At 70.1% G+C, this 20,900-nt stretch carries 23 protein-coding genes; 10 read left to right on the plus strand and 13 right to left on the minus strand.

Annotated features, from left to right (window positions below; translation table 11 throughout):
- Positions 1-91 precede the first annotated feature (91 nt).
- The gene (locus ABD235_RS21495; RefSeq protein WP_344176730.1) at positions 92-1,018 is read left to right on the plus strand and encodes a superoxide dismutase; all 927 of its coding nucleotides are present in this window, start codon (positions 92-94) and stop codon (positions 1,016-1,018) included.
- On the opposite strand, the gene ABD235_RS21500 is transcribed toward ABD235_RS21495, so the two are convergent.
- The 3 genes from ABD235_RS21500 to ABD235_RS21510 all read right to left on the minus strand — a co-directional run bounded on the left by ABD235_RS21500 (position 1,015) and on the right by ABD235_RS21510 (position 3,975).
- Positions 1,015-1,488, minus strand: coding sequence for a MarR family winged helix-turn-helix transcriptional regulator (locus tag ABD235_RS21500; RefSeq protein ID WP_344176732.1), 474 nt, complete (start codon positions 1,486-1,488; stop codon positions 1,015-1,017). The genes ABD235_RS21495 and ABD235_RS21500 overlap by 4 nt on opposite strands.
- Positions 1,449-3,287: an asparagine synthase (glutamine-hydrolyzing) gene (asnB, locus tag ABD235_RS21505; RefSeq protein ID WP_344176734.1), complete on the minus strand. Its 1,839-nt coding sequence runs from the start codon at positions 3,285-3,287 to the stop codon at positions 1,449-1,451. The genes ABD235_RS21500 and asnB overlap by 40 nt, the downstream gene beginning before the upstream one ends.
- Before the next feature lie 88 nt (positions 3,288-3,375).
- Positions 3,376-3,975: an NAD(P)-dependent oxidoreductase gene (locus tag ABD235_RS21510; protein ID WP_344176736.1), complete on the minus strand. Its 600-nt coding sequence runs from the start codon at positions 3,973-3,975 to the stop codon at positions 3,376-3,378.
- 79 nt (positions 3,976-4,054) lie between these two features.
- On the opposite strand from ABD235_RS21510, the gene ABD235_RS21515 reads away from it, so the two are divergent.
- A complete protein-coding gene (locus tag ABD235_RS21515) occupies positions 4,055-4,420 on the plus strand; it encodes a winged helix-turn-helix transcriptional regulator (protein WP_344176738.1) in 366 nt (121 codons plus the stop codon).
- On the opposite strand, the gene ABD235_RS21520 is transcribed toward ABD235_RS21515, so the two are convergent.
- Entirely contained in the window at positions 4,410-4,658 is a 249-nt protein-coding gene (locus tag ABD235_RS21520) for a hypothetical protein (protein ID WP_344176740.1), read from the minus strand. The two genes, ABD235_RS21515 and ABD235_RS21520, sit on opposite strands and share 11 nt — an antisense overlap.
- A 205-nt stretch (positions 4,659-4,863) precedes the next feature.
- On the opposite strand from ABD235_RS21520, the gene acs reads away from it, so the two are divergent.
- The 5 genes from acs to ABD235_RS21545 all read left to right on the plus strand — a co-directional run bounded on the left by acs (position 4,864) and on the right by ABD235_RS21545 (position 9,605).
- Positions 4,864-6,840 (plus strand): acetate--CoA ligase, encoded by a 1,977-nt coding sequence (acs, locus tag ABD235_RS21525; RefSeq protein ID WP_425553158.1) that lies wholly within the window; start codon positions 4,864-4,866, stop codon positions 6,838-6,840.
- 83 nt (positions 6,841-6,923) lie between these two features.
- Positions 6,924-7,577 carry a hypothetical protein gene (locus ABD235_RS21530; RefSeq protein WP_344176742.1) on the plus strand — a complete coding sequence of 218 codons (654 nt, stop codon included), beginning with the start codon at positions 6,924-6,926 and terminating at the stop codon, positions 7,575-7,577.
- Positions 7,574-8,014: a hypothetical protein gene (locus ABD235_RS21535; protein WP_344176744.1), complete on the plus strand. Its 441-nt coding sequence runs from the start codon at positions 7,574-7,576 to the stop codon at positions 8,012-8,014. The genes ABD235_RS21530 and ABD235_RS21535 overlap by 4 nt, the downstream gene beginning before the upstream one ends.
- 251 nt (positions 8,015-8,265) lie before the next feature.
- Complete coding sequence (locus tag ABD235_RS21540) at positions 8,266-8,754, plus strand: hypothetical protein (RefSeq protein ID WP_344176745.1); 489 nt, start codon at positions 8,266-8,268, stop codon at positions 8,752-8,754.
- On the plus strand, positions 8,751-9,605 hold the full coding sequence (locus ABD235_RS21545) for a hypothetical protein (protein ID WP_344176746.1): 855 nt from the start codon (positions 8,751-8,753) through the stop codon (positions 9,603-9,605). The genes ABD235_RS21540 and ABD235_RS21545 overlap by 4 nt, the downstream gene beginning before the upstream one ends.
- A 59-nt stretch (positions 9,606-9,664) precedes the next feature.
- On the opposite strand, the gene ABD235_RS21550 is transcribed toward ABD235_RS21545, so the two are convergent.
- From ABD235_RS21550 to ABD235_RS21560, 3 genes are all read right to left on the minus strand, one after another.
- A complete protein-coding gene (locus ABD235_RS21550; protein ID WP_344176749.1) occupies positions 9,665-10,426 on the minus strand; it encodes a GntR family transcriptional regulator in 762 nt (253 codons plus the stop codon).
- A gap of 201 nt (positions 10,427-10,627) precedes the next feature.
- Positions 10,628-11,917 carry an ArsB/NhaD family transporter gene (locus ABD235_RS21555; protein ID WP_344176750.1) on the minus strand — a complete coding sequence of 430 codons (1,290 nt, stop codon included), beginning with the start codon at positions 11,915-11,917 and terminating at the stop codon, positions 10,628-10,630.
- 37 nt (positions 11,918-11,954) lie between these two features.
- Positions 11,955-12,401, minus strand: a complete 447-nt coding sequence (locus tag ABD235_RS21560) for a CBS domain-containing protein (RefSeq protein WP_344176752.1) — start codon at positions 12,399-12,401, stop codon at positions 11,955-11,957.
- Positions 12,402-12,687: 286 nt separating this feature from the next.
- Here ABD235_RS21560 and nhaA point away from each other — a divergent pair, with 286 nt between their 5' ends.
- The 3 genes from nhaA (at position 12,688) to ABD235_RS21575 (ending at position 15,397) form a co-directional block, all read left to right on the plus strand.
- A complete protein-coding gene (nhaA, locus tag ABD235_RS21565) occupies positions 12,688-13,902 on the plus strand; it encodes a Na+/H+ antiporter NhaA (RefSeq protein WP_344176754.1) in 1,215 nt (404 codons plus the stop codon).
- A gap of 191 nt (positions 13,903-14,093) precedes the next feature.
- The gene (locus ABD235_RS21570) at positions 14,094-14,495 is read left to right on the plus strand and encodes a phage holin family protein (protein WP_184801666.1); all 402 of its coding nucleotides are present in this window, start codon (positions 14,094-14,096) and stop codon (positions 14,493-14,495) included.
- A gap of 113 nt (positions 14,496-14,608) precedes the next feature.
- Positions 14,609-15,397, plus strand: coding sequence for an alpha/beta fold hydrolase (locus ABD235_RS21575; protein ID WP_344176758.1), 789 nt, complete (start codon positions 14,609-14,611; stop codon positions 15,395-15,397).
- Positions 15,398-15,415: 18 nt separating this feature from the next.
- Here the strand turns inward: ABD235_RS21575 and ABD235_RS21580 are convergent, their stop codons facing one another.
- The 6 genes from ABD235_RS21580 to nth form a co-directional block, all read right to left on the minus strand.
- On the minus strand, positions 15,416-16,135 hold the full coding sequence (locus ABD235_RS21580) for a hypothetical protein (RefSeq protein ID WP_344176760.1): 720 nt from the start codon (positions 16,133-16,135) through the stop codon (positions 15,416-15,418).
- On the minus strand, positions 16,132-16,626 hold the full coding sequence (locus tag ABD235_RS21585; protein WP_344176763.1) for a SigE family RNA polymerase sigma factor: 495 nt from the start codon (positions 16,624-16,626) through the stop codon (positions 16,132-16,134). The genes ABD235_RS21580 and ABD235_RS21585 overlap by 4 nt, the downstream gene beginning before the upstream one ends.
- 717 nt (positions 16,627-17,343) lie before the next feature.
- Positions 17,344-18,516, minus strand: coding sequence for a MarP family serine protease (locus ABD235_RS21590; protein WP_344176766.1), 1,173 nt, complete (start codon positions 18,514-18,516; stop codon positions 17,344-17,346).
- The gene (locus ABD235_RS21595; protein WP_344176768.1) at positions 18,513-19,280 is read right to left on the minus strand and encodes an NUDIX hydrolase; all 768 of its coding nucleotides are present in this window, start codon (positions 19,278-19,280) and stop codon (positions 18,513-18,515) included. Before ABD235_RS21595 ends, ABD235_RS21590 begins: the two co-directional genes overlap by 4 nt.
- Positions 19,277-19,846, minus strand: coding sequence for a TlpA family protein disulfide reductase (locus tag ABD235_RS21600; RefSeq protein WP_344176770.1), 570 nt, complete (start codon positions 19,844-19,846; stop codon positions 19,277-19,279). The genes ABD235_RS21595 and ABD235_RS21600 overlap by 4 nt, the downstream gene beginning before the upstream one ends.
- Positions 19,843-20,628: an endonuclease III gene (nth, locus tag ABD235_RS21605; protein ID WP_344176772.1), complete on the minus strand. Its 786-nt coding sequence runs from the start codon at positions 20,626-20,628 to the stop codon at positions 19,843-19,845. Before nth ends, ABD235_RS21600 begins: the two co-directional genes overlap by 4 nt.
- Positions 20,629-20,900 lie beyond the last annotated feature (272 nt).

Below are 20,900 nucleotides of genomic sequence, written 5' to 3' on the forward strand. Positions count from 1 at the left end.
GATTGTGCCCACCGGCAGGTCGACCCGGCGAGTCCTTCGGCCCAGCCCGAAACCGGTCGCCGCGCCGGCCGCCGGAATCCACGCTGATCCGATGAGACTCCGCACCCTCGCAGCCCTCGTCCTCACCGCCGCCGTCGTCGGCCAACCGCTCTCCGCCCAGGCCCACGTCCCAGGTCGGCCGGCCCACCCCTCGACGTACGTCGTCTCCACCACCCCCGGCGACACGCCGGAAGGAATCGAGGTCACCCGTGACGGCACGATCTACGTCACCAGCGTCGGCACCGGCGCCGTCTTCAAGGGCTCGGTCCGCGACCCACGGCTGCGGCTCTGGCTCCCGGCGGGCCGCGACGGGCGCACCTCCGCGACCGGGATCCACACCGACCGCTGGGGGCGCGTCCTGGTCGCCGGCGCGAGCACCGCGAAGCTCTTCCTGTACGACGCCCGCGGCCGTCTCCTGGTGACGCGGTCGGCCCAGGAAGGGGCCTTCCTCAACGACTTCGTCGTCGTCGGCAACCATGTTTACGTCACCGACTCCGCCCACAACCAGATCTGGCGGGCGGCGCTGACCCAGCACGGCCTCGGCGAGCTCGAGCCGTGGCTGACCCGCGACCGGATCGAGCCGATTCCGTACTTCCTCAACGGGATCGTCAGCGACGGCCACGTCCTGCTGGTCGGCGAGCAGGGCCAGGACCTCACCTACCGGATCGATCTGCGCACCAAGCAGGTACGGCCGCTGGAGGTCGACGGCATCCTTTCGGGCGACGGCTACCTGCTCGAGGGCCGCCGCCTGTACGCCGTGTACAACGCCGGCGCGGGCAAGTACGTCACCCGGTTGGCCCTGCTCGACAAGACCCTGAGCCGAGCCACGCTCGTCGCCGATTCCCAGCCGGGCGCGCCCGGGGCGACCCCGACCACGATCGCCCGCGACGGGAACCGGCTGCTCTGGGTCAACAGCCAGCTCGACGTGGCGCCCGGCACCCCGCCGTACACGGTTTCTGTGGTGCGCGGACTGCGCTAGAGGTCGTCGGCGACGCCGTACAGGATCTCGCCCGCTTCCAGCACCTTCTCCCGATCCTCGGGCGTGAGATCGGTGAGGATCGCGGTGAGGGCCTGTCCGGCGTCGGCCCGCATGTGCGCGACGGTCTCGGCGCCCAGCTCGGTCAGCTCGACCGCGGTCGCGCGGCCGTCCAGGGTGTCGGGCCGGCGGCGGACCAGCCCGGACGTCTCCAGCACGGCGACGGTCGTGGTCGCGGTCGGCTGCGAGCAGGGCACCTTGTTCGCGATCGTGCCGATCCGGACCGGCTGCTCGCGGGCGATCACCAGCAGTGCGATGAACTGGGTCGGGTGCATCGAGGTCGACATCGCGGTCTTCCTCAGGTGCCGGACGATCCGGTGCATCGCCACCATCAGATGGACTGCCTTCTCGTCCAGCACGATCACCCCGTCGCTCAGGCCGCCCGGATCTCGGGACGGTAGATGTCCACCCATGTTGCCAGTGAGAGCAACTGTTCCAGGTTCTGCCGCGCACCGGCATCGGATTCACCCTGAAGACTCGCTGAGACTTTCCCGCGGTCGGCGAGCGCGAACACCGGGTGATCGTCGGTGAGCAACTGCCGGGCCTGGTCGGCCAGCGCCACGACGTACGCCGGATCCTGCGTCTGCGGGTACGGGCTCTTCGTCCGCGTCGCCACGGACTCGGGCAGGACGTTCCGCGTGGCGGCACGGAGCAGGCTCTTCTCCTGCCCGTCGAAGGTCTTCAGCGACCAGGGCGTGTTGAAGACGTACTCGACCAGCCGGTGGTCGCAGAACGGCACCCGGACCTCCAGCCCGACGGCCATCGACATCCGGTCCTTGCGGTCGAGCAGCACGCGGACCATCCGGGTCAGGTGCAGGTAGCAGATCTTGCGCATCGTCCACTCGTGGTCGCTCTCGCCGTCCAGCCGGTCGATCTCGCCGACGGCGTCGTCGTACCGGCTGCGCACGTACGAGCGAAGATCGAGCCGCTGCAGCAGATCGTCCCGCAGCAACGACTTGCTGGTCCGCCGGAGCCCGCGGTACGCCAGCCACGGGAACGTCTTGGCCTGCTGCACCTCGGGATCGTGGAACCACAGGTAACCGCCGAAGATCTCGTCGGCCGACTCCCCCGACAGCGCGACCGTCGACTGCTCCCGGATCGCCTTGAACAGCAGGTAGAGCGAGCTGAAGATGTCCCCGCCGAGCGGGGCGTCGTTCGCGCGGACGACGGTACGGCGTACAGCCGGATCGGTCAGCGCCGCGTTGTCGAGCACGATGTCGGAGTGCTGCGACTTCACCAGGTCGGCGACGTCGTGCACGTACGGCGTGTCCGGCGTCGTCCGGAGCTCGCTGGCCACGAAGTTCTCGGCCTGACCGGCGAAGTCGACCGCGAAGCTGCGCACCTTCTCGCCGTCCTCCGCGAGCTGCTGCGCGGCCAGACCGGTGATCGCGCTGGAGTCGAGCCCTCCGGACAGCAGCACGCAGCGCGGGACGTCGGCAACCAACTGCCGGCGGGTGATGTCGTCGAGCAGCTCGCGCACGTGCGCGACCGAGGTGTCCTGGTCGTCGGTGTGCGGGCGGGTCTCGAGCCGCCAGTACGTGCTCTTCCGTACGCCGTTCCGGTCGACCGTCACGACCGTGCCCGGCTCGACCTCGGCCATCCCCGCCCACAGCGACAGGCCGGGCGTCTTGGTCATCGTGAGCAGCTCGCGCAGCCCGTCGTCGTCGACCGCCGGCGTGGCGAGCGGGTTGGCCAGGATCGCCTTCGGCTCCGAGCCGAACAGCACGCCGTCGTCGGTCGGGTAGTAGAAGAACGGCTTGATCCCCATCCGGTCGCGGACCATCACCAGCTTGTCCTCGCGCGGGTCCCAGATCGCGAACGCGTACATCCCGTTCAGCCGCTCGGCGAACGCCTCGCCCCACTCCAGGTACGCGTGCAGCACGACCTCGGTGTCGGAGTCGGTCGTGAACGCGTGCCCGCGGGCGCGCAGCTCGTCCTTCAGCTCCAGGTAGTTGTAGGCCTCGCCGCTGTAGACCATGCCGACGGTCGTCGTACCGCCGTCCCGCGCCGGTACGTCGACCGCCATCGGCTGCTCGCCACCCGGAAGGTCGATCACGGCCAGCCGCCGGTGCCCGAGCGCGACGTGCGGGGCCCACCAGGTCCCCCGCGCGTCCGGGCCCCGGCAGGCCATGGTCTCGGTCATCGCGTCGACGGTCGCGTGCTCGGCCGCCAGGTCACGCCGGTAAGCCACCCATCCGGTGATGCCACACATGCGTCGTCTCCTGTCGTCTGCGAGATACATTCGCCTCCAATGTATTTCGCACCGATGGTGACGACAACGGTGCTTTCGGTGAGGAACCTCATGCTCTCCGTACGCCGAGCAGTACGCCGTGGTGCCGCGGTTCCTCGATCTCGTCGAGCAAGGCGATGGCGAGGTCGGCGTACGAGATGCGACTGGTCGCGTCGCCGGGAGCGAAGCGGTAGGAGCCGGTGCGCTCGGGGTTCTCGTGGTCGAAGTCGCCGCTGGGCGTGATCGAGACCCAGTCGGCCTGCGAGGCGGCCAGTGCGTCGGTCGCCGCTTGGTGCGCCTCGAAGAAGGCGCGGTACTCCGTGGGGTAGCCGGGCGAGTCCATCAGAAGCGTGCCGTTGTCGCTGGCAAGGATCGACGCGAGGCCGACCCAGACGAGGCGGGTGGTGCCGACTCCTTCGGCCAGGGCCTTGCCCGCCCGAGGGAAGAAGTCGGGCGCCGGGTCGTAGACGGCCGCGATGACCGCGTCGTGCCCGGCCGCGAGGCGTGCGACGGCCTCGGGGTCGGTGACGTCGGCGGCCGTCGCGTCCAGCTCGGCGTACTTGCTGGGATCTCGGACGGCCGCGGTGACCTCGTGGCCGCGGCGGCGGGCCTCGTCCGCGGCCGCCCGTCCCGCTCGTCCGCCGGCGCCGAACACCAGGATCTTGCTCATCTTCGGGTCCCTTCTCGTCGTGTCCGGAGAAGGTAGGCGGACCGGTGGTTACCGCCCGGATACTGGCTAGGCTGGTCGCATGGAGCCGTTGCGCGCGGACATGTTCGACGAGATCTGCCCTTCGACGCTGAACCCGTTCCGGTTCGGCCGGGACAAGTGGGCAGCCCTCGTGATCGCCTGCCTGGAGGACGGCCCGCGCCGCTTCTCCGAGCTCCGCGTCCCGCTGCACCGGGTCACGCCGAAGGTGCTCACCCAGTCACTGCGCCACCTCGAGCAGGACGGTCTGATCACCCGCACGGAGTACGCCGAACCGGTGCGCCGCGTCGTCTACGAGCTCACCCCGCTCGGCCACAGCATGCTCGGCCCGATCCGCACCGCCTGCGCCTGGACGGCCGACCACTGGGACGAGCTGCTGGACGCCCACGAGGCGGGGATCACCAGATAGGTAGCTGGCTCCGGACCGCGGCCCGCGTACGGCGGACGCGGCGTTCGCGGCTGTGCACCCGGCGCCGCGCCGCGCGGGAGATGCGGCGGTCGGCGCCGGCGAAGGGGTGGTCCGCCGGGAGCGGACCGATCGGCGGCTGCGCGGCGTACTGGACCGGCTGAGCGGCGTACTGCATCGGCTGGGCGGCGTACTGGACGGGCTGAGCGGCGTACTGAGGCTGAGGGGACTGCTGGTACACGGGACATCTCCTGGCGGTAGGCGACACGGATCCGATGCTCACCGCCGCCGTTCGGTTCCCGGTGTGACCCCGTTCACTGAACCTCCCGTTCGGCGCAGATAGAGGTCTGCTCGGCGAACCACCAGTACCGCGGGTGGTCTGCCATTGGTAGAAAGGGGGCGGCGCCCGGGCGCGCCGACCGGCTATCGACGAGGAGTCCGCGACCGTGACCAGTTCCGAGCCCCAGTCCCCAGCGCTGTCGAACCTGATGCACGAGGAGCGGCGTTTCGACCCGCCGGCCGAGCTCGCCGCGCAGGCGAACGTGAAGGCCGACGCCTACGAGACGGCCGCCGCGGACCTGGAGGGGTTCTGGGCCGAGCAGGCCAAGCGGCTGACCTGGGCCGTCGAGCCGACGCAGACGCTGGACTGGAGCAACCCGCCGTTCGCGAAGTGGTACGCCGACGGCAAGCTCAACGCGGCGTACAACTGCGTCGACCGGCACGTGGAGAACGGCCTCGGCGACCGGGTCGCGTACTACTTCGAGGGCGAGCCGGGTGACACCCGCGAGATCACCTACGCCCAGCTCAAGGACGAGGTGTCGAAGGCCGCCAACGCCTTGCTGGAGCTCGGCGTGCAGGCCGGCGACATCGTCGCGATCTACATGCCGATGATCCCCGAGACCGTGGTCGCGATGCTCGCCTGCGCCCGGATCGGCGCCCCGCACACCGTCATCTTCGGCGGTTTCTCCGCGGACGCGCTGAAGGGCCGCATCCTGGACTGCGACGCCCGCGTCGTGATCACCGCCGACGGCGGCTACCGCCGGGGCGCGCCGGCGGCGCTGAAGCCGGCCGTCGACACCGCGCTCGAGGACTGCCCGGACGTGCGCAACGTGCTCGTGGTGAACCGGACCGGCCAGGAGACCGCGATGGTCGAGGGCCGCGACCTGTGGTGGGACGACTTCGTCGGCAAGCAGTCGACCGAGCACACCCCGGAGGCGTTCGACGCCGAGCACCCGCTGTACGTGATGTACACGTCGGGCAGCACGGGCAAGCCGAAGGGCATCCTGCACACCACCGGCGGCTACCTGGTGGGGACGTCGTACACGCAGTGGGCGGTCTTCGACCTCAAGGCCGACACCGACGTCTACTGGACCGCCGCCGACATCGGCTGGGTCACCGGGCACAGCTACATCGTGTACGGCGCGCTCGCGAACGGGACCACCTCGGTGCTCTACGAGGGCACGCCCGACACCCCGCACCAGGGCCGCTGGTGGGAGATCGTGCAGAAGTACAAGGTCTCGATCCTGTACTGCGCGCCGACCGCGATCCGGACGTTCATGAAGTGGGGCAAGGAGATCCCGGCGAAGTTCGACCTGTCCACGCTGCGCGTGATCGGGTCGGTCGGCGAGCCGATCAACCCCGAGGCCTACATCTGGTACCGGGAGAACATCGGCGGCAACAAGGCGCCGGTGGTCGACACCTGGTGGCAGACCGAGACCGGCATGCACATGATCTCCCCGCTGCCCGGCGTCACCTCCGGCAAGCCGGGCGCGGCGATGAAGGCGATCCCGGGCGTGAGCGTCGACGTCGTCGACGACGCGGGCAAGTCGGTGCCGAACGGGTCCGGCGGTTACCTGATCATCGACAAGCCGTGGCCGTCGATGCTGCGCACGCTGTGGGGCGACGACGAGCGCTTCAAGGAGACGTACTGGTCGCGCTGGCCGGGCGTCTACTTCGCGGGCGACGGCGCCAAGAAGGACGAGGACGGCGACATCTGGCTGCTCGGCCGGGTCGACGACGTGATGAACGTGTCCGGCCACCGGCTCTCGACCACCGAGATCGAGTCCGCGCTGGTCTCGCACCCGAAGGTCGCCGAGGCCGCCGTCGTCGGCGCCTCCGACCCGACCACCGGGCAGGCGATCGCGGCGTTCGTGATCCTGCGCTCGGAGGCCGGCGACGGCGGACCGGACGTCGTCCAGGAGCTGCGCAACCACGTCGCCAAGGAGATCGGCCCGATCGCGAAGCCGCGGCAGATCATGGTCGTGGCCGAGCTGCCGAAGACGCGGTCGGGCAAGATCATGCGCCGCCTGCTCCGCGACGTCGCCGAGAACCGCGAGGTCGGCGACGTCACCACGCTGGCCGACTCCACGGTGATGGACCTGATCAAGACCAACCTCGAGTCCGGCAAGGCCGACGAGGACTGATCCGTTGGGCCTGTACGCCGCTGGGCTCGGCGGCGTACAGGCTCTTCGCCGAGGTGGACCGGGGCGCGCCCTAGCCTGAGGGCGTGCAGACCCTGGAGGCGAAGCGGATCGCGAAGACCAACGACGAGCGGGCGGCGTTGGCGGCTCGGCACGGGTGGGGCTTCGCGACGGAGGGCTCTGGGCTGGCGGACCGGTGGCGGTACGCGTTGCCGTTCTGTCTGCGCGGGAAGGACGAGCTCGCGTTCGGCGTGGTGAGCGGGCGGCACCACGGGCTGCGATTCACCGCGTTCGACTACCACCGTCAGGTCACACTCGAGGCGGTGCGCGACGCCTGGACGGACGGCAAGGTCCCGAAGCCCGGCGCCGTCCGGATCAACACGGTGTGGGCGATCGAGCTGCCGGCGAAGGTCCCCTGGTTCCAGATCGTGGAGAACGCCGACCCGGCGTACGACCTGAAGGGCATGCCGGAGCCGCTCACCACGAACCCGAACTTCAGCCGCTGGTACCGCCTGGTGAACACCAACCCGCAGGTCGCCGCCCAGATCCTGCACCCGGAGCTGATGAAATCCATGCGCCGCAACAAGCTGCACACCTGGGCCTTGATGGAACAGGACCTGGTGGCGACCGTCTACCCGATCTTCGGCCGCACCCGACCCGACGAGCTGCTCAAGACCCTCGACCGCTTGACCGGCCTGATCTCACTCCTGCCGCTTCCCGTCCTCGAGCAGTACCGATGACCGCCCTGGTAGCGATCCTCCACGCCGGCCTGGCCGCCGCATGGGTCGGCGGCATGGCCTACTCGCTGTTCGTCATCCAGCCCAAACTCGCCAAGTTCTACGCCCGCGACCCCGACTCCCGCGAGGCCCTCACCCTGATCATTGCCTCAGGCAACCGCTGGAAGGTGATCGGCCTGATCGGTGTGATCGCCGCCAGCGGCGTCGTCCTCCTGCTGCTGGACACCTCCCACTGGTGGATCCACCTCGTCAAAGCCGTCCTGCTCCTGGCCGCCACCGCCATCTTCTGGCACGTCTCCTGGCGCCACTGGCCCCACCGAGTCTTCGCGACGGCCGCCGAGCTCCCGACGTACCAACGCCGCCTGCGGATCCTGGCCACCATCATGCTGGGCCTGACCGGCACGGCCTTCGCCCTGGGCGTCGCCGCCAACCACCTGTGATCACGGATCTGCGACTACTCAAAGTTCAAATGATCGATCCATAGACTCACCCTGGGTAACTGCGTAGCATCGCGAAAATGTGGGGAACCAGGGGTGGACAACGATTTTCTGTGGTGGGTCTACTGTCCGGAGCAATGCTCCTGGCAGCCGGGTGTGGGGGCGCAGCCGAGACCACCGACCAACCGACTGCAACGACAACTGTCACGGTGACTACGACCGTCGCGGCACCGTCTCCGACGGACAGTCCGACGGTGCCCATCGAAACGCCGGTGACGGACGACTCGGGTGAACCGACGGACTCGGCGACGCCGGTCGCCCTCGCGACAGATGTCGCCGGGCGTCCTTTGGTGCTGGGCAACATCTTCAAGTACCCCGATGGCTGGAAGGACGGCCGGTACGACATCGCCGACCGTAAACAGGCGACCGGCATCGGCGGCACCCTGAGCGGCTGTGGTTACGAGGAGACGCTGGAACTGCGGCTGGCGAACAACTTCGGGCGGCTCAAGCTCGAGTTCGGCCAGAGCAACTCGTCGGAGACCTCCGACCAGGTGCTGGTCGTGAGGATCGACGCCAACGGCCAATACCGCGACCAGAAGAGCGTCAAGCTCAACCAGATCGCGGCCTTCGATCTGCCGGTGCCGAAGGTGAACGCGCTGAAGGTCATCGTGTCGCTGAAGAACACCGCGGAGTGCAACGGCGGCGCCGTCGAGGCGGTGCTCATGAACATGGTCCTGTCTTGACCGATCCGGACGTCCCGGACAGCTCTGCAGCGAAGTCGTCGACGAGCACTCGGCGGGGAGTCGTGTTCGGGCACCTCGATCGCCTGAACGAGCACCCGGTCATCAAGACGCTGGTCGCGATCGGCGAGCTCGTCGGACTTGCGGTGTTCGTCGTCGGTGGTCTCGTCGCCGTGGCCCACTGGCTTGCCCCCGGAGATCCGGCAACAACCAGGTCTCCTGAGACGAGTGTCGTTACGCCGATGCCATCACCGACGCCATCGCCATCGACCTCTTCGAGTACGTCAGTTCCACCGTCGACGGCAGGCCCGGCCTGTTGGACCTCGCGTCGTACGGCGGTCGACTGCCGTGACCAGCATCGCCTCGAAGAGATCCCAGAGGTTTCGAACTGCGACCTTGGCGCGGTCGTCGACTTCCTTGGCGGCGTGCCTGCCCTCGATGTCACCGTGGCGCGGGCCGGGAAGTCTCCTACCGGTAAATGTGCTGTGGACGCGGGACGAGAGGTCTACGGATCGGCGCGCGACGCTCTACGCGGCGAAGCCGGCGCGAGCTGGCGGCGATGTGTGGATCGGCGCGTCACGAAAAACGTGGCCTGTTCCGCCTTGCACAGCGGCGAGTACGTCGCCACCGGGAGCCAGCGGCGGGCCACCGCGGCCGAATGTCAGCTTGCGTCCGCCAAGTACCTCGACCAGGTCCCCGGCGCCCTCGTCGAGGATCTCGAGGTGCGGGTGTTCGACGTCGCCAGTGGGACCAAGGATCCGGCCCGTTGCATCATCGACGCCCGAGGCAATCATCTTCTGACCACCTCGGTCCACGCGCTGGGCTCGCGCCCGGTGCCTGTCTTCTCCCAGTGACTCCGATCAGGCGGGTGTTCCGGAGCCATTCGGCAATCGCCCGACCATTTGATACTTGATCAGGTTGTGCGGTAGGCGACGGTGATGTCGTAGCGGTCGGAGCGGTAGGTGGAGCGGCCCCACTCGATGACCTCGCCGGCGGCGGTGCGGGGGGCCGAGGTGATGATCAGGCAGGGGGTGGTCTGGTCGATGCCGAGGAGGGCGGCGTCCTCGGGGGTGTCGGGTGGGGCGGCGACGATCGAGGCGGAGACCATGCCGAGGGAGACGCCGTAGCGGGTAGCCAGTTCGCCGTACAGGGAGAGCTCGTCGAACGAGAGTGCGTCCAGGCCGGGGAAGCGGTTGAGGGAGAGGTTGGTGCGCTCGATCGCCATCGGCTCGCCGTCACCGGTGCGGAGGCGGACCAGGTGGAGGACGGGGGTGCCGACCGGCACCTCGAGCTCGGCGGCGAGGGTCTCGTCGGCGGCGCCGACCCGGTGCTCGAGGACCTTCGCGCCGGGCGTGATGCCGCGGGTGTGCATGTCCTGGCTGAACGACGATGCGAGCAGCTTGTTCGGGCGTGGTTCGGCGACGAACGTGCCACCACCTGGACGCCGCGCGGCCAGGCCCTCGGCGACGACGCGGTCGACCTCCTGGCGGACCGTCATCCGGGCCACCCCGAACCGCTCGGCCAGCACCCGCTCCGAGGGCAGCACCGTCCCGGCCGCCAGGCTACGGGTGAGGCGCTCCAGGATCTCGCGGATCTGGTCGCCCTTCGGCCGGTCGGTCCGCAGCTCGGTCGGGAGCTCGGCGAGGTCGCCGGGGTTGTTCCTTGGGCGCGCCATGGTGTCGTGTTCCCTGGGGATCTGGCCGGCAAACCGGTTGCCGGGACTCGGTCGTTCGTCATCGTTGCGGTCGGTCGACCGTTCACCGACAGTACTGGCCGGAGCCCCAGGACGGCCAGCGATCATCCTCCCAAACCGAGGCCCCCGCGTCGAGCGGCCGAGGGTGTGATGCAGATAGGAAACCGCTCGCCGGAAAGGCGTTCACGCCAGGACGAAGTACCGCAGCCACAGGTACGGCGCGGCGACGACGATCGTGATCGCCATCATCACCACACCCTTGCGGGTGAACTCCCAGAACGAGATCGGGTACCCCGCGCGCAGCGCCAGGCCGATCACCACCACGTTCGCGCTGGCTCCGACCGCGGTGGCATTCCCGCCGAAGTCGGCACCGATCGCGAGCGCCCACCACAGCGCGTCGGCCTGGGTCGGGTCCGGGATTCCCTTGGTCAGCTCCAGCACGACGGGGCTCATCGTCGCGACGTACGGGATGTTGTCGATGATGCCGGACAGGACCGCGGACACGACCAGGATCAGCATCACCGCGAACAGCGCCCGGCCCTCGGTGAAGTCCTGGACCTTGCCGGCCAGCGTCCCGATCACGCCGGTCTTCACCAGCGCCCCGACCATGACGAACAGACCGGCGAAGAACAGCAGGGTCTGCCACTCCACGGCGCTCATGTAGTCACGGGTGGCGACCCCGGAGATCAGGACCAGCAGCCCGGCGCCGAGCAACGCGACCACCGACGGTTCGACGTGGAACACCGAGTGCCCCACAAAACCGATCAGTACCGCGGTCAGGACGATGCCGCTCTTCACCAGCAGCCGTTTGTCCTCGATCGCCTCGCGCTCGTTCAGGCGCATCACGTTCTCGACCTTGGCCGGGTCGACCTCGAAGGAGCCACGGAACAGCCAGGGCACGACCAGACAGAACACGACCAGCACGATCACCACCAGCGGCGCCATGTGGACCAGGAAGTCGTTGAAGGTCAGCCCCGACCGGCTGGCGATGATGATGTTCGGCGGGTCACCGATCAGCGTCGCGGCACCACCGATGTTGGACGCCATCACCTCCGCGATCAGGAACGGCACCGGGTTGATCCCGAGCCGCTCGCAAACGAGCAGCGTGACCGGCGCGATCAGCAGCACCGTGGTCACGTTGTCGAGGAACGCCGAGGCCACCGCGGTGATCAGGGTGAGCAGCAGCATCACCCGCAACGGCGATCCCTTGGCCCGTTTGGCCGCCCAGATCGCGACGTACTCGAACACCCCGGTACGGCGCAGGATGCCGACGATCACCATCATCCCGAGCAGCAGGAAGATGACGTCCCAGTCGACGCCGGTCTCGTGCGAGTAGAACGCGTGCTCGGAATCGGTCACCCCGAGCGCGAGCAGCACGGCCGCACCGCCGAGCGCGGCCAGCAACTTGTGGGTCCACTCGGTCGCGATCAGCACGTAGGCGATCACGAACACGACCACCGCGATGACGGTCATCCGGCCACCGCCCGGCGGCCGCGAGGCGGTACGACGGTCAGTGCGGCTTGACGACCAGCTCGAGCAGCCGGGAGGCGCTGATCGCGCCGGTGATCTCCTGGTCCTTCACCACCGCGACCAACGGGCAGCGCAGCCGGGCCATGATCGCCGCGACCTCCAGCACCGTGTCGTCGTGGTTGACCACCGGCAACTCGGTGGGCTGCGCGGGCAGGAGTTTGCGGACCGTCACGCCGGTCAGCTTCTCGGCGACCTGGTCGGCCGGCGACTCGTCGATCACGCGGGCCAGCGACGGATCGTCCTGGACGTAGCTGGGCACCAGGAAGCGGACCACCTGGGAGGCCGGCAGCACCGAGTGCGGGCGGCCCTTCTCGTCGACCACGATCAGACCGGGCAGCCGCCGCGAGGCGAGCAGTTCGACCGCCGCGAGCGCATCGCTGTCCAGGCTGACTACCGGAAACTCCTCGGCCATCTGTTCTGCGTGCACTTCTGCAGCCTACGCGGCGGCAGTGCGGCGGCGTGAGATCTCTCACAGCCTTCTGCCAGGAACCGGGCCGTGTCACAGCGCCTCCAGGATCGTCGACCGGCCCGCACCCCGGACGGGGACGGGCACTGCCGACCAGACTTCCCGGCGCTCCAGCGGTAAGCCTCTCCCATCGCGGAGCCGGGCGCAATCACCGTCGATCGCCTAGACTGATGCCGAACGCAACACGGTGTGCCGGGAAGTCTGGTCGGCGAGTCGTCCGACCGATCCCGGAACGAAAGGGTTGTTCATGCCCCCAGTCACGCGTGTCCGCCGCCGTCGTCGTGCGTTCCCTCGCATCCTGACAAGTGAGCGCGCTTTCCTGGCCGACACCTTGCGGGCCGAGACCACCGGTGGCCTGCTGCTGCTCGGCGCGGCGGTGATCGCGCTGATCTGGGCCAACTCCCCGTGGCAGGACGCCTACCACCACCTGCGCGAGGCCCAGCTGGGTCCGTTGACCGTCGAGGCCTGGGCCGCCGACGGCGCGCTGGCCCTGTTCTTCTACCTGGCCGGCGTCGAGCTCAAGCGCGAGCTCGTCGTGGGCACCTTGTCGAAGCTGAGCGAGGCCGTCGTACCGGTGGTCGCCGCCCTCGCCGGAATGGTGCTTCCGGCAATCATCTACCTGGTGGTGAACCTGACCGCGACCGGCGGCCGGACCGAGGGCTGGGCGGTGCCGACCGCGACCGACATCGCGTTCGCCCTGGCGGTGCTGGCGATCGTCGGGTCCTCGCTGCCGGGAGCGCTGCGGGCGTTCCTGCTGACGCTGGCGGTGGTCGACGACTTCGGCGCGATCCTGGTGATCGCGGTGTTCTTCTCGCACGGGTTCCACCTGCTCGCGCTGCTGGCCGCACTGGCGCTGATCGCGGTGTTCGCCGTGCTGCAGCGGTTCCGGATCCGGACGCCGCTGCTGTACGTCCCGGTGGCGCTCGGCGCCTGGTGGTTCATGCACGAGTCGGGGATCCACGCGACGATCGCCGGCGTCGCGCTGGGCCTGGTCACCCGGGTGGTCACCGATCCCGGCGAGGACCACGCACCGGCCGAGCGGATCGAGCACCGGCTGCGGCCGTGGTCCGCCGGACTGGCCGTGCCGTTGTTCGCCCTGTTCGCCGCCGGCGTGACCCTGAGCGGCGGTGCCGTCCGGGAGATGCTCACCGACCCGGTCGCCATCGGCATCGTCGCCGGTCTGGTGGTCGGCAAGTTCCTGGGTGTCTTCGGCGGGGCCTGGCTGACGGCGCGCTTCACCCGCGCCGAGCTCAACTCGGACCTGGCCTGGCGCGACGTCGCGGCCGTGTCGGTCCTGGCCGGCATCGGGTTCACGGTCGCACTGCTGATCGCGCAGCTCGCGTTCGGCGGTGACGTGGCGCAGACCGAGCGGGCCAAGGCCGCGGTCCTGATCGGGTCGGTGATCGCCGCACTGGTCGCGGCTGGGCTGCTGTTCCGGCGCAACCGCGTGTACGCCGACTGAACCGCCGACGCCCACCACTGATCAACCCGGCGCGCCGGCGGCCCCGCACGCTCAGAGCCCGGCGGGAATCGGCGCCGACTCCTCGGTTGATCAGTGGTGCGCGTCGCCTCTGCGGGTCGGTGTTCGGCGATTGGGTACCGGCGGTTCGTCGTACGCGGCGGTAGGGTCGGGGCAGGGACGGAAGGAGCGCCATGTCGATGGGGCAAGAGGACGAGCCGACGGTCGGGCAGCTCGTCGCGAACGCCAGCCGGGATCTGTCCAGCTTGGTGCGCAGCGAGATCGAGCTGGGCAAGGCCGAGCTGAAGAAGACCGCGGTGAAGGCCGGGACCGGGGCCGGGTTGTTCGGCGGTGCCGCGTTCCTCGGGTTGCTCGCGATCATCCTGCTGTCCATCGCTGCGGCGTACGGCGTCAGCGCGCTCGGGCTGCACCCGGCGCTGGCGTTCCTGATCGTGGCGGTGGTGTACCTGCTGATCGCCGCCGTCCTCGTGCTGATCGGCAAGAACCAGCTCGGCCAGGCGAAGGGCCCGCAGCGCGCCATCGAGACCTCGAAGGAGTCGGTCGAGGCGCTCAAGGCGGTCGGGAAGGGCGACTGAGCCCCGCCGGAGTCTCCGACCTGCTCGTCGACGGGCCCTGGTCGCACGCCCTGGTCGCGGCCAACGGCGCCCGGTTCCACGTCGCCGAGTGCGGTACGGCGGACGATCCCCTGGTGCTCTTCCTGCACGGTTTCCCCGAGTTCTGGTGGGCCTGGCGGCATCAGCTGCCGGCTGTCGCCGCGGCCGGGTACCGGGCGGTCGCGATGGACCTGCGCGGGTACGGCGCGAGCGACAAGACGCCGCGCGGGTACGACCCGTTCACGGTGTCGGCCGACGTGTCCGGCGTGATCCGCTCGCTCGGCGCGTCCGAGGCGGTCGTGGTCGGGCACGGGTGGGGCGGGTTCGTCGCGTGGTCGGCCGCCGTACTGGCTTCCCGGCAGGTCCGGGCGGTGGCGGCGGTGTCGGCTCCGCATCCGTTGATGCTGCTGCGGTCGGGCCGGCCGCGGGCGGCAGCGCAGGTCGGGTGGTTCCAGCTGCCGATCCTGCCCGAACGGCGGTTGCTCGCGCACGACGGGATCCACATCGAGCAGCTGCTGCGGGCTTGGGCGGCCCCGGGTGGCGACTTCCCGGACGCGGAGGCGTCGCGGCGGTACCGAGCGGCGCTGCAGGTCTGGCCGGCGCCGCACTGTGCGTTGGAGTACCACCGGTGGTTCGTGCGGTCGCGGCTGCGGACTGACGGGCGGCGGTACTCGGCGCGGATGCGTGAGCCGATCGACGTACCGGTCCTGCAGGTGGTCGGCGGATTGGACGGCGCTGTGGCGCCGGCTAGCTGGATCACGCCGCCGGAGTTGATCGCGGCACCGCTGCGGCACGAGGCGCTGACGACGGTCGGGCACTTCCCGCACGAGGAGGCGCCGGATCAGTTCACCGAGGTACTGCTGGACTGGCTGCGGACGGTTTAGGAGGCCTAAAGGCCGGAATCAGGAGACCGCTTCCGGGCCGACCGTGCCGGTGACCTTCCAGTCGCCGGCCTTCTGATCGAGGCGGAAGGTGAGCCAGCGCGCGGACAGGCAACCGCGCCAGACGCCCGCGTCGATCTCGACGTGGTCGCCGCGATCGACGATCTTGCCGACGTTGACGTACGGGCCTCCGGCGTCCGGGGAGCAGGGGTCGGCGAGCGCTGGCCGCTTGGCGATCCACTCGATCTTCTCCGGGGCGACGAGACTCGCGATCCCGCCCTTCTCCAGGTCGGTGAAAGGCTTGCCGCGGCCACCGTTCTCGTTTTCCTGCGGGGCGTCGATGACGTAGTACGTCGGTGCGCCTGGTTCGCGCTCGATGATGCCTTTGATCGCCGCCGCCCACATCACCACCGCCTCGGTCTGCACGATCGGCTGGACGGTGGGGGTGGTCGTCGTGGTGGCGGCAGGCGCCGGGAGGCTGGTGGGTTGCGGAAGGTTCTGGCGGACGACGATCGCGCCGCCGAGCACGACGACCACCGCCGCCGCCCCGGCGAGCACCGGGGTCAACCGGCGGTTTCCGGACCGGCCGGCACCCCACCCACCGCCGCTTCCGGCGCCAGACCCGGCGCCAGCACCGGAAGCCGCGGTTTTGGTTGCTTCAGGCAAGTGATCGACCTGGTGTTCTTTGTCGGCGAAGGTCTCGCGCAGGAGCTCGCCCAGCTCGTGGTCGGACTTCGTCATCTCGTCGCTCCTAGGTCGGCGCGCAGGGCCGCCAGGCCCCGGGCCGCGTTGGACCGCACGGTGCTCGCCGTACACCCGAGCACGGTCGCGATCTCGTCGTCCGGAAGATCCTCGTAGTACCGCAGGACCAGTACGGCGCGTTGCCGGCGGGGCAGCTTCGCGAGCAACCGCCAGGCGGCGTCCCGCTCGACCTGCCGGCCGCTCACGTCCTCGGTCGTCGGCGTCTCGTCGAGCTCGGCCAATGGCAGTTCGCCGTTCTTCAGCCGGCGCCGCCAGCTGAGGAACTCGTTCACCACCATCGTCCGCAGGTACGCCTCCGGGTGCTCCAGCCGCCCGATCCGCTTCCACTTGCGGTGCGCGCGGGCGAGCACGGTCTGCACCACGTCCTCGGCGGTGTGCACGTTCCCCGCCAGCATCAACGCGACCCGCAGCAGCCGCCGCTCGCTCGACCGCACCACGTCGTCGAACCCCGAAGGCACCTCGCTGGTCACCGTCACACTCTCCCAACGCCGCGGCCCACCCGATCCGCTGCATCGCCGGAAGAAAAAGGTCTGATCGCCGGGAAGCAACCGAGCGGGATCCGCAGGGGGCGGGAGCGAAGCGGGACGGGAGCAAAGCAGGAGCGGGTCGAGGCGGGGCGCAGCAACGCGGGGCCGCGCGGGAACGAAGCGGGACGGGACCGAGGCGGGCGCAGCAACGCGGGGGCCGCGCGGGAGCGGGACGGGAGCAAAGCGGGAGCGGGTCGAGGCGCGCCGGGCGCGAGCGAAGCCGGACGGCGCGAGGCAGGGCGGGAGCGAGGCGGGGCGGGAGCGAAGCGGGACGGGAGCGAAGCGGGAGCGGGTCGAGGCGGGCAGGGCGTGAGCGAAGCCGGACGGCGCGAGGCAGGGCGGGAGCGAGGCGGGGCGGGGTCGAGGCGGGGCGCAGCAACGCGGGGCCGCGCGGGGAACGGGAGCGAGGCGGGACTGCGGCAGCGAGGTGGGACGGACCGGGGCGGAACGAGGCGGACGGGGCGGGAACTAGGCCGCGGCGAGGTTGGGCGGGTGCGAGGCGGGGCGGGTGCGAGGCGGGGCGGGAACGAGGCGGGGCAGTGCCGGGGGCGCGGGAACTGGAGCGGGCGCGGCCGACGAAGCCCGGGCGGACAGCGCCGCGGGGTTCGCGGCGGCGGAGCCGCTCGCGGTTGGGGGCGACGGGCTCTCCCCCACCCCCAATCAGGTGCAGGTGCGGGTGGAGACTTCCTTCGTCGCCTTGTTGCCCTGGTCGGCGGCTTCGGCGACCTGGGCGGCGGTGAGGACGTAGCCGGTGCGGTTGTCCTCGACCGAGGCGGCGAAGACGACGCCGTACACCGTGCCGCGGGTAGAGATCAGCGGGCCGCCGGAGTTGCCGGGGCGGACCGACGCCCAGATCGAGAAGGCCTTGCGGGTGACCGTGCGGTCGCCGTAGATGTCCGGGCCGCGGAGGCGTTCCTCCGAGCGGATCCGGGCCGGTTCGGAGTTGAACGGGCCGTTCTCCGGATACCCCAGGACGACGGACGCCGCGTCGGCCTTGCCGCTGTCGTCGAACACCAGCGGCTGGGCGTTCAGCTTCGGCACGTACAGCACCGCGACATCGACCTCCGGGTCGAACAGCACCACCGTCGCGTCGTACGAGCGCTTGTCGACCTCGACCTTCGGGTTCTCGACGCCGGCCACGACGTGCGCGTTGGTCATCACCCGCTGCGGCGCGTAGACGAAACCAGATCCCTCGAGACCGCGCGAGCAGTTCGCCACGCCGGTCACCTTCGCGATCCGGCTGTACGCCGCCTTGACCGCCGCCGTCCGCCCGATCCCGCCGTCCGGCGGCTGGGTCTCCCGGATCCGCTCGGGGACGAACGGGTCGAGGAAGCGCGGGAACAGATCGGTGTTCACCACGTCGTTGAAGGCCTGCAGCGCCTGGTCAGCCCGGTTCGGCAGGACCTCGTCGACCTTGGCCAGCAACTTCGAACCGCGCACCGCCGACGTGACGTCCGGGATCCGCGCCCCGCTCACCGCGACGCCGAGCACCCACGAGACGACCAGCACCGAGGCCGCGGCCAGCACCGCACCGCCGAGCGCGTCGACGGCCTTGACGGGTTTCCAGGAGATCTTGTTCCGCAGCCGCGAGCCGAGCAGCGCGCCGATCGTCCGCCCGACCGAGGCCAGCAGGATCACGAGTACCAGCGCCGCGAACGAGACCTCGACGCTCGGGTCGAAGTTGTCCAGGACCTTCGGTACGCCGTACACGCCGACGGCGGCGCCGGCCAGCAGGCCGAGCGTCGCGCAGGCGCCGAGGATGAAGCCCTCGACGTACCCGGAAACGGCCACCAGCACGGTGACCGCCACCAGCACCCAATCGAGAATGCTCACTCCACACCCTCCGGACGCCCCAAGTCGTGCTCGATGGCAGTCAGCCGCCGCTCCTCCTGCGACCGCTGCCCCTCACTCCGCCAGGCCGCCTCGACCAGTCGGTCGGGCAACGGTACGACGCGAGCCGGGTCCCAGTCGCGCGCCCAGCCGCCGAGCAGCAGCAATTTGTCGAGCAGACCGGCGGTGAAGCCCCAGATGAACAGGTCGCCGATCACGAACGCCGGGCCGGTGAAACCGGACGGGTGGATGCAGTTGACGCGGTTCGCCGGGTCGGCCAGCGCGGAGAGCGCGACGCGGTGCACGGAGGCGACCTCGGCCGGGTCGACGACGGCGACCGGCGACGGTTCGCGCCACCAGGCGAGCACCGGCGAGACGCCGAAGTTGCTGACCGGGACCCAGAGCGCCGGCCAGACCGCGAACACCTCGACGCCGGTCGGGTCGAGCCCGGTCTCCTCCTCGGCCTCGCGCAACGCCGTACGGATCAGGCCTTCGACGCCGGTGCCGTCCTCCTCGTCGCTGCGGCCGCCGGGGAAGGCCATCTGGCCGGCGTGCGAGCGCAGCGTCCAGGAGCGTTCGGTGAGCAGGACGTCGGGGCCCTCAGTTTCGTTGCCATCAGCAAGCAAGATGAGGACGGCGGACTCGCGGACGGCCGGGTCGTCGGGCGGGAGGAACCGCGAAAGTTCGTTGGGATCAACGGTTTTCGAGGCCGTGAGCAACTGGTTGAGCCAGGCCGGCAGCTCGGTGTCGAACGTCGTCGCGGTCACAGGTCGACCCCCAGTTTGTCCTTCACCAGCTGGTCGAGCTCCTGCTGGGACTTCAGTACGCCGCGGTGCACGTAGACGACCTTGCCGTCCCCGTCGACGAACGCGGTCAACGGCGGACCGCCGATCTTGAGCGGCTGCTGGACGGCCTTCTCGGCGTCGACCAGATGCGGGTAGGCGAGCCCGTGCTCTCCTGCGAACTCGACCGCCAGCTCGCGGCGCGGATCCGCGTAGTCGATGCCGAGCAGCTTCACCTTCCCGCCGGCCTTCTTCTGCAGCTCGGCGAGGAACGGCGCTTCCTCCCGGCACGGGCCGCACCACTGCGCCCAGACGTTGAGGACCAGCGGACCCCGCAGATCAGCCAGCCGTACGTCGGGGCCGTCGCCCAGGCAGGGCAGAGTCACATCAGGCAGGCCGTTCGCGACCGGCGGCTTGGAAGGCTCCGCCTCACAGGCCAACGCCTGCTCGGGAGCCTTCGTGGACGGCGAACTGCTGGTCTTCTCGGTCCCACAGGCGGTGAGCAGCAGAAGAGTTGCGGCCAGCAGCACCGCCGTACGGACCTGTCTCACGCGGGGACCTTGACGAGTTTGGCGGCCAGGTCGGGGTCGGTGGGGCCAGTGCCGTACGACGGGCACCACTGGGCGATCGGGCAGGCGCCGCAGGCGGGCTTCTTGGCGTGGCAGCGGCGGCGGCCGTGGAAGATGAGGCGGTGGGACAGCATCGTCCAGTCCTTCTTCGGGAACAGCGCGCCGATCAGGTGCTCGACCTTGACCGGGTCCTCCTCCGTGGTCCAGCCGAAGCGGCGGACCAGGCGGCCGAAGTGGGTGTCGACGGTGATGCCAGGGACGCCGAACGCGTTGCCGAGCACGACGTTCGCGGTCTTGCGGCCGGTGCCGGGGAGCTTGACCAGCTCCTCCAGCGTGCCGGGCACGACACCGTCGTAGTCGTCGACGAGCGCCTGGCCGAGCTTGAGCAGGCTGTTCGTCTTCGCGCGGAAGAAACCGGTCGGCTTGAGGATCGCCTCCATCTCCTCGCGGTCCGCCTCGGCGTACGCCTGCGCGGTCGGGTACCGGGAGAAGAGCGTCGGCGTCACCTTGTTCACCGTCACGTCGGTGGTCTGCGCCGACAGGATCGTGGCCACCAGCAACTCCAGCGGCGACGTGAAGTCGAGCTCGCAGTGCGCGTCCGGGTAGGTGTCGGTGAGCACCTTGTGCATCTTGCGCGCCCGCCGGACCAGCTGCGTCGGCGTCTCGTCGGCGTATACCGGAGCCTTCCGCGGCAGCTTCACGGGCGGGTTGAGAACCGGGGCCGGAACCGGGTGCGGATTGGGGTCCGCGACGCGCTGGGTCATGCAGGCCAGCCTACGTGCGGCACTCCACCCGATATCCGCGGCTCACTCCCCGGAATCCGCGGCCGGGCCCAGCGGCCGATGTCCGCGGCCCGGTGTCGCGGCCGGGCTCCGCGGCCGATGTCCGCGGCCCGGTGTCGCGGCCGGACTCCGCGGCCCGGTGTCGGCGGCCCGGTGTCGGCGGCCGGGCTCCGCGGCCGGGCGCTCGGCGGCGGAGCTCCGCGGCTGGGCTCCGCGACCCGGTGTCCGCGACCCGGTGTCCGCGGCCCGGTGCC

The sequence above is a fragment of the Kribbella lupini genome (genome assembly GCF_039529595.1).
Classification (GTDB): Bacteria; Actinomycetota; Actinomycetes; order Propionibacteriales; family Kribbellaceae; genus Kribbella; species Kribbella lupini.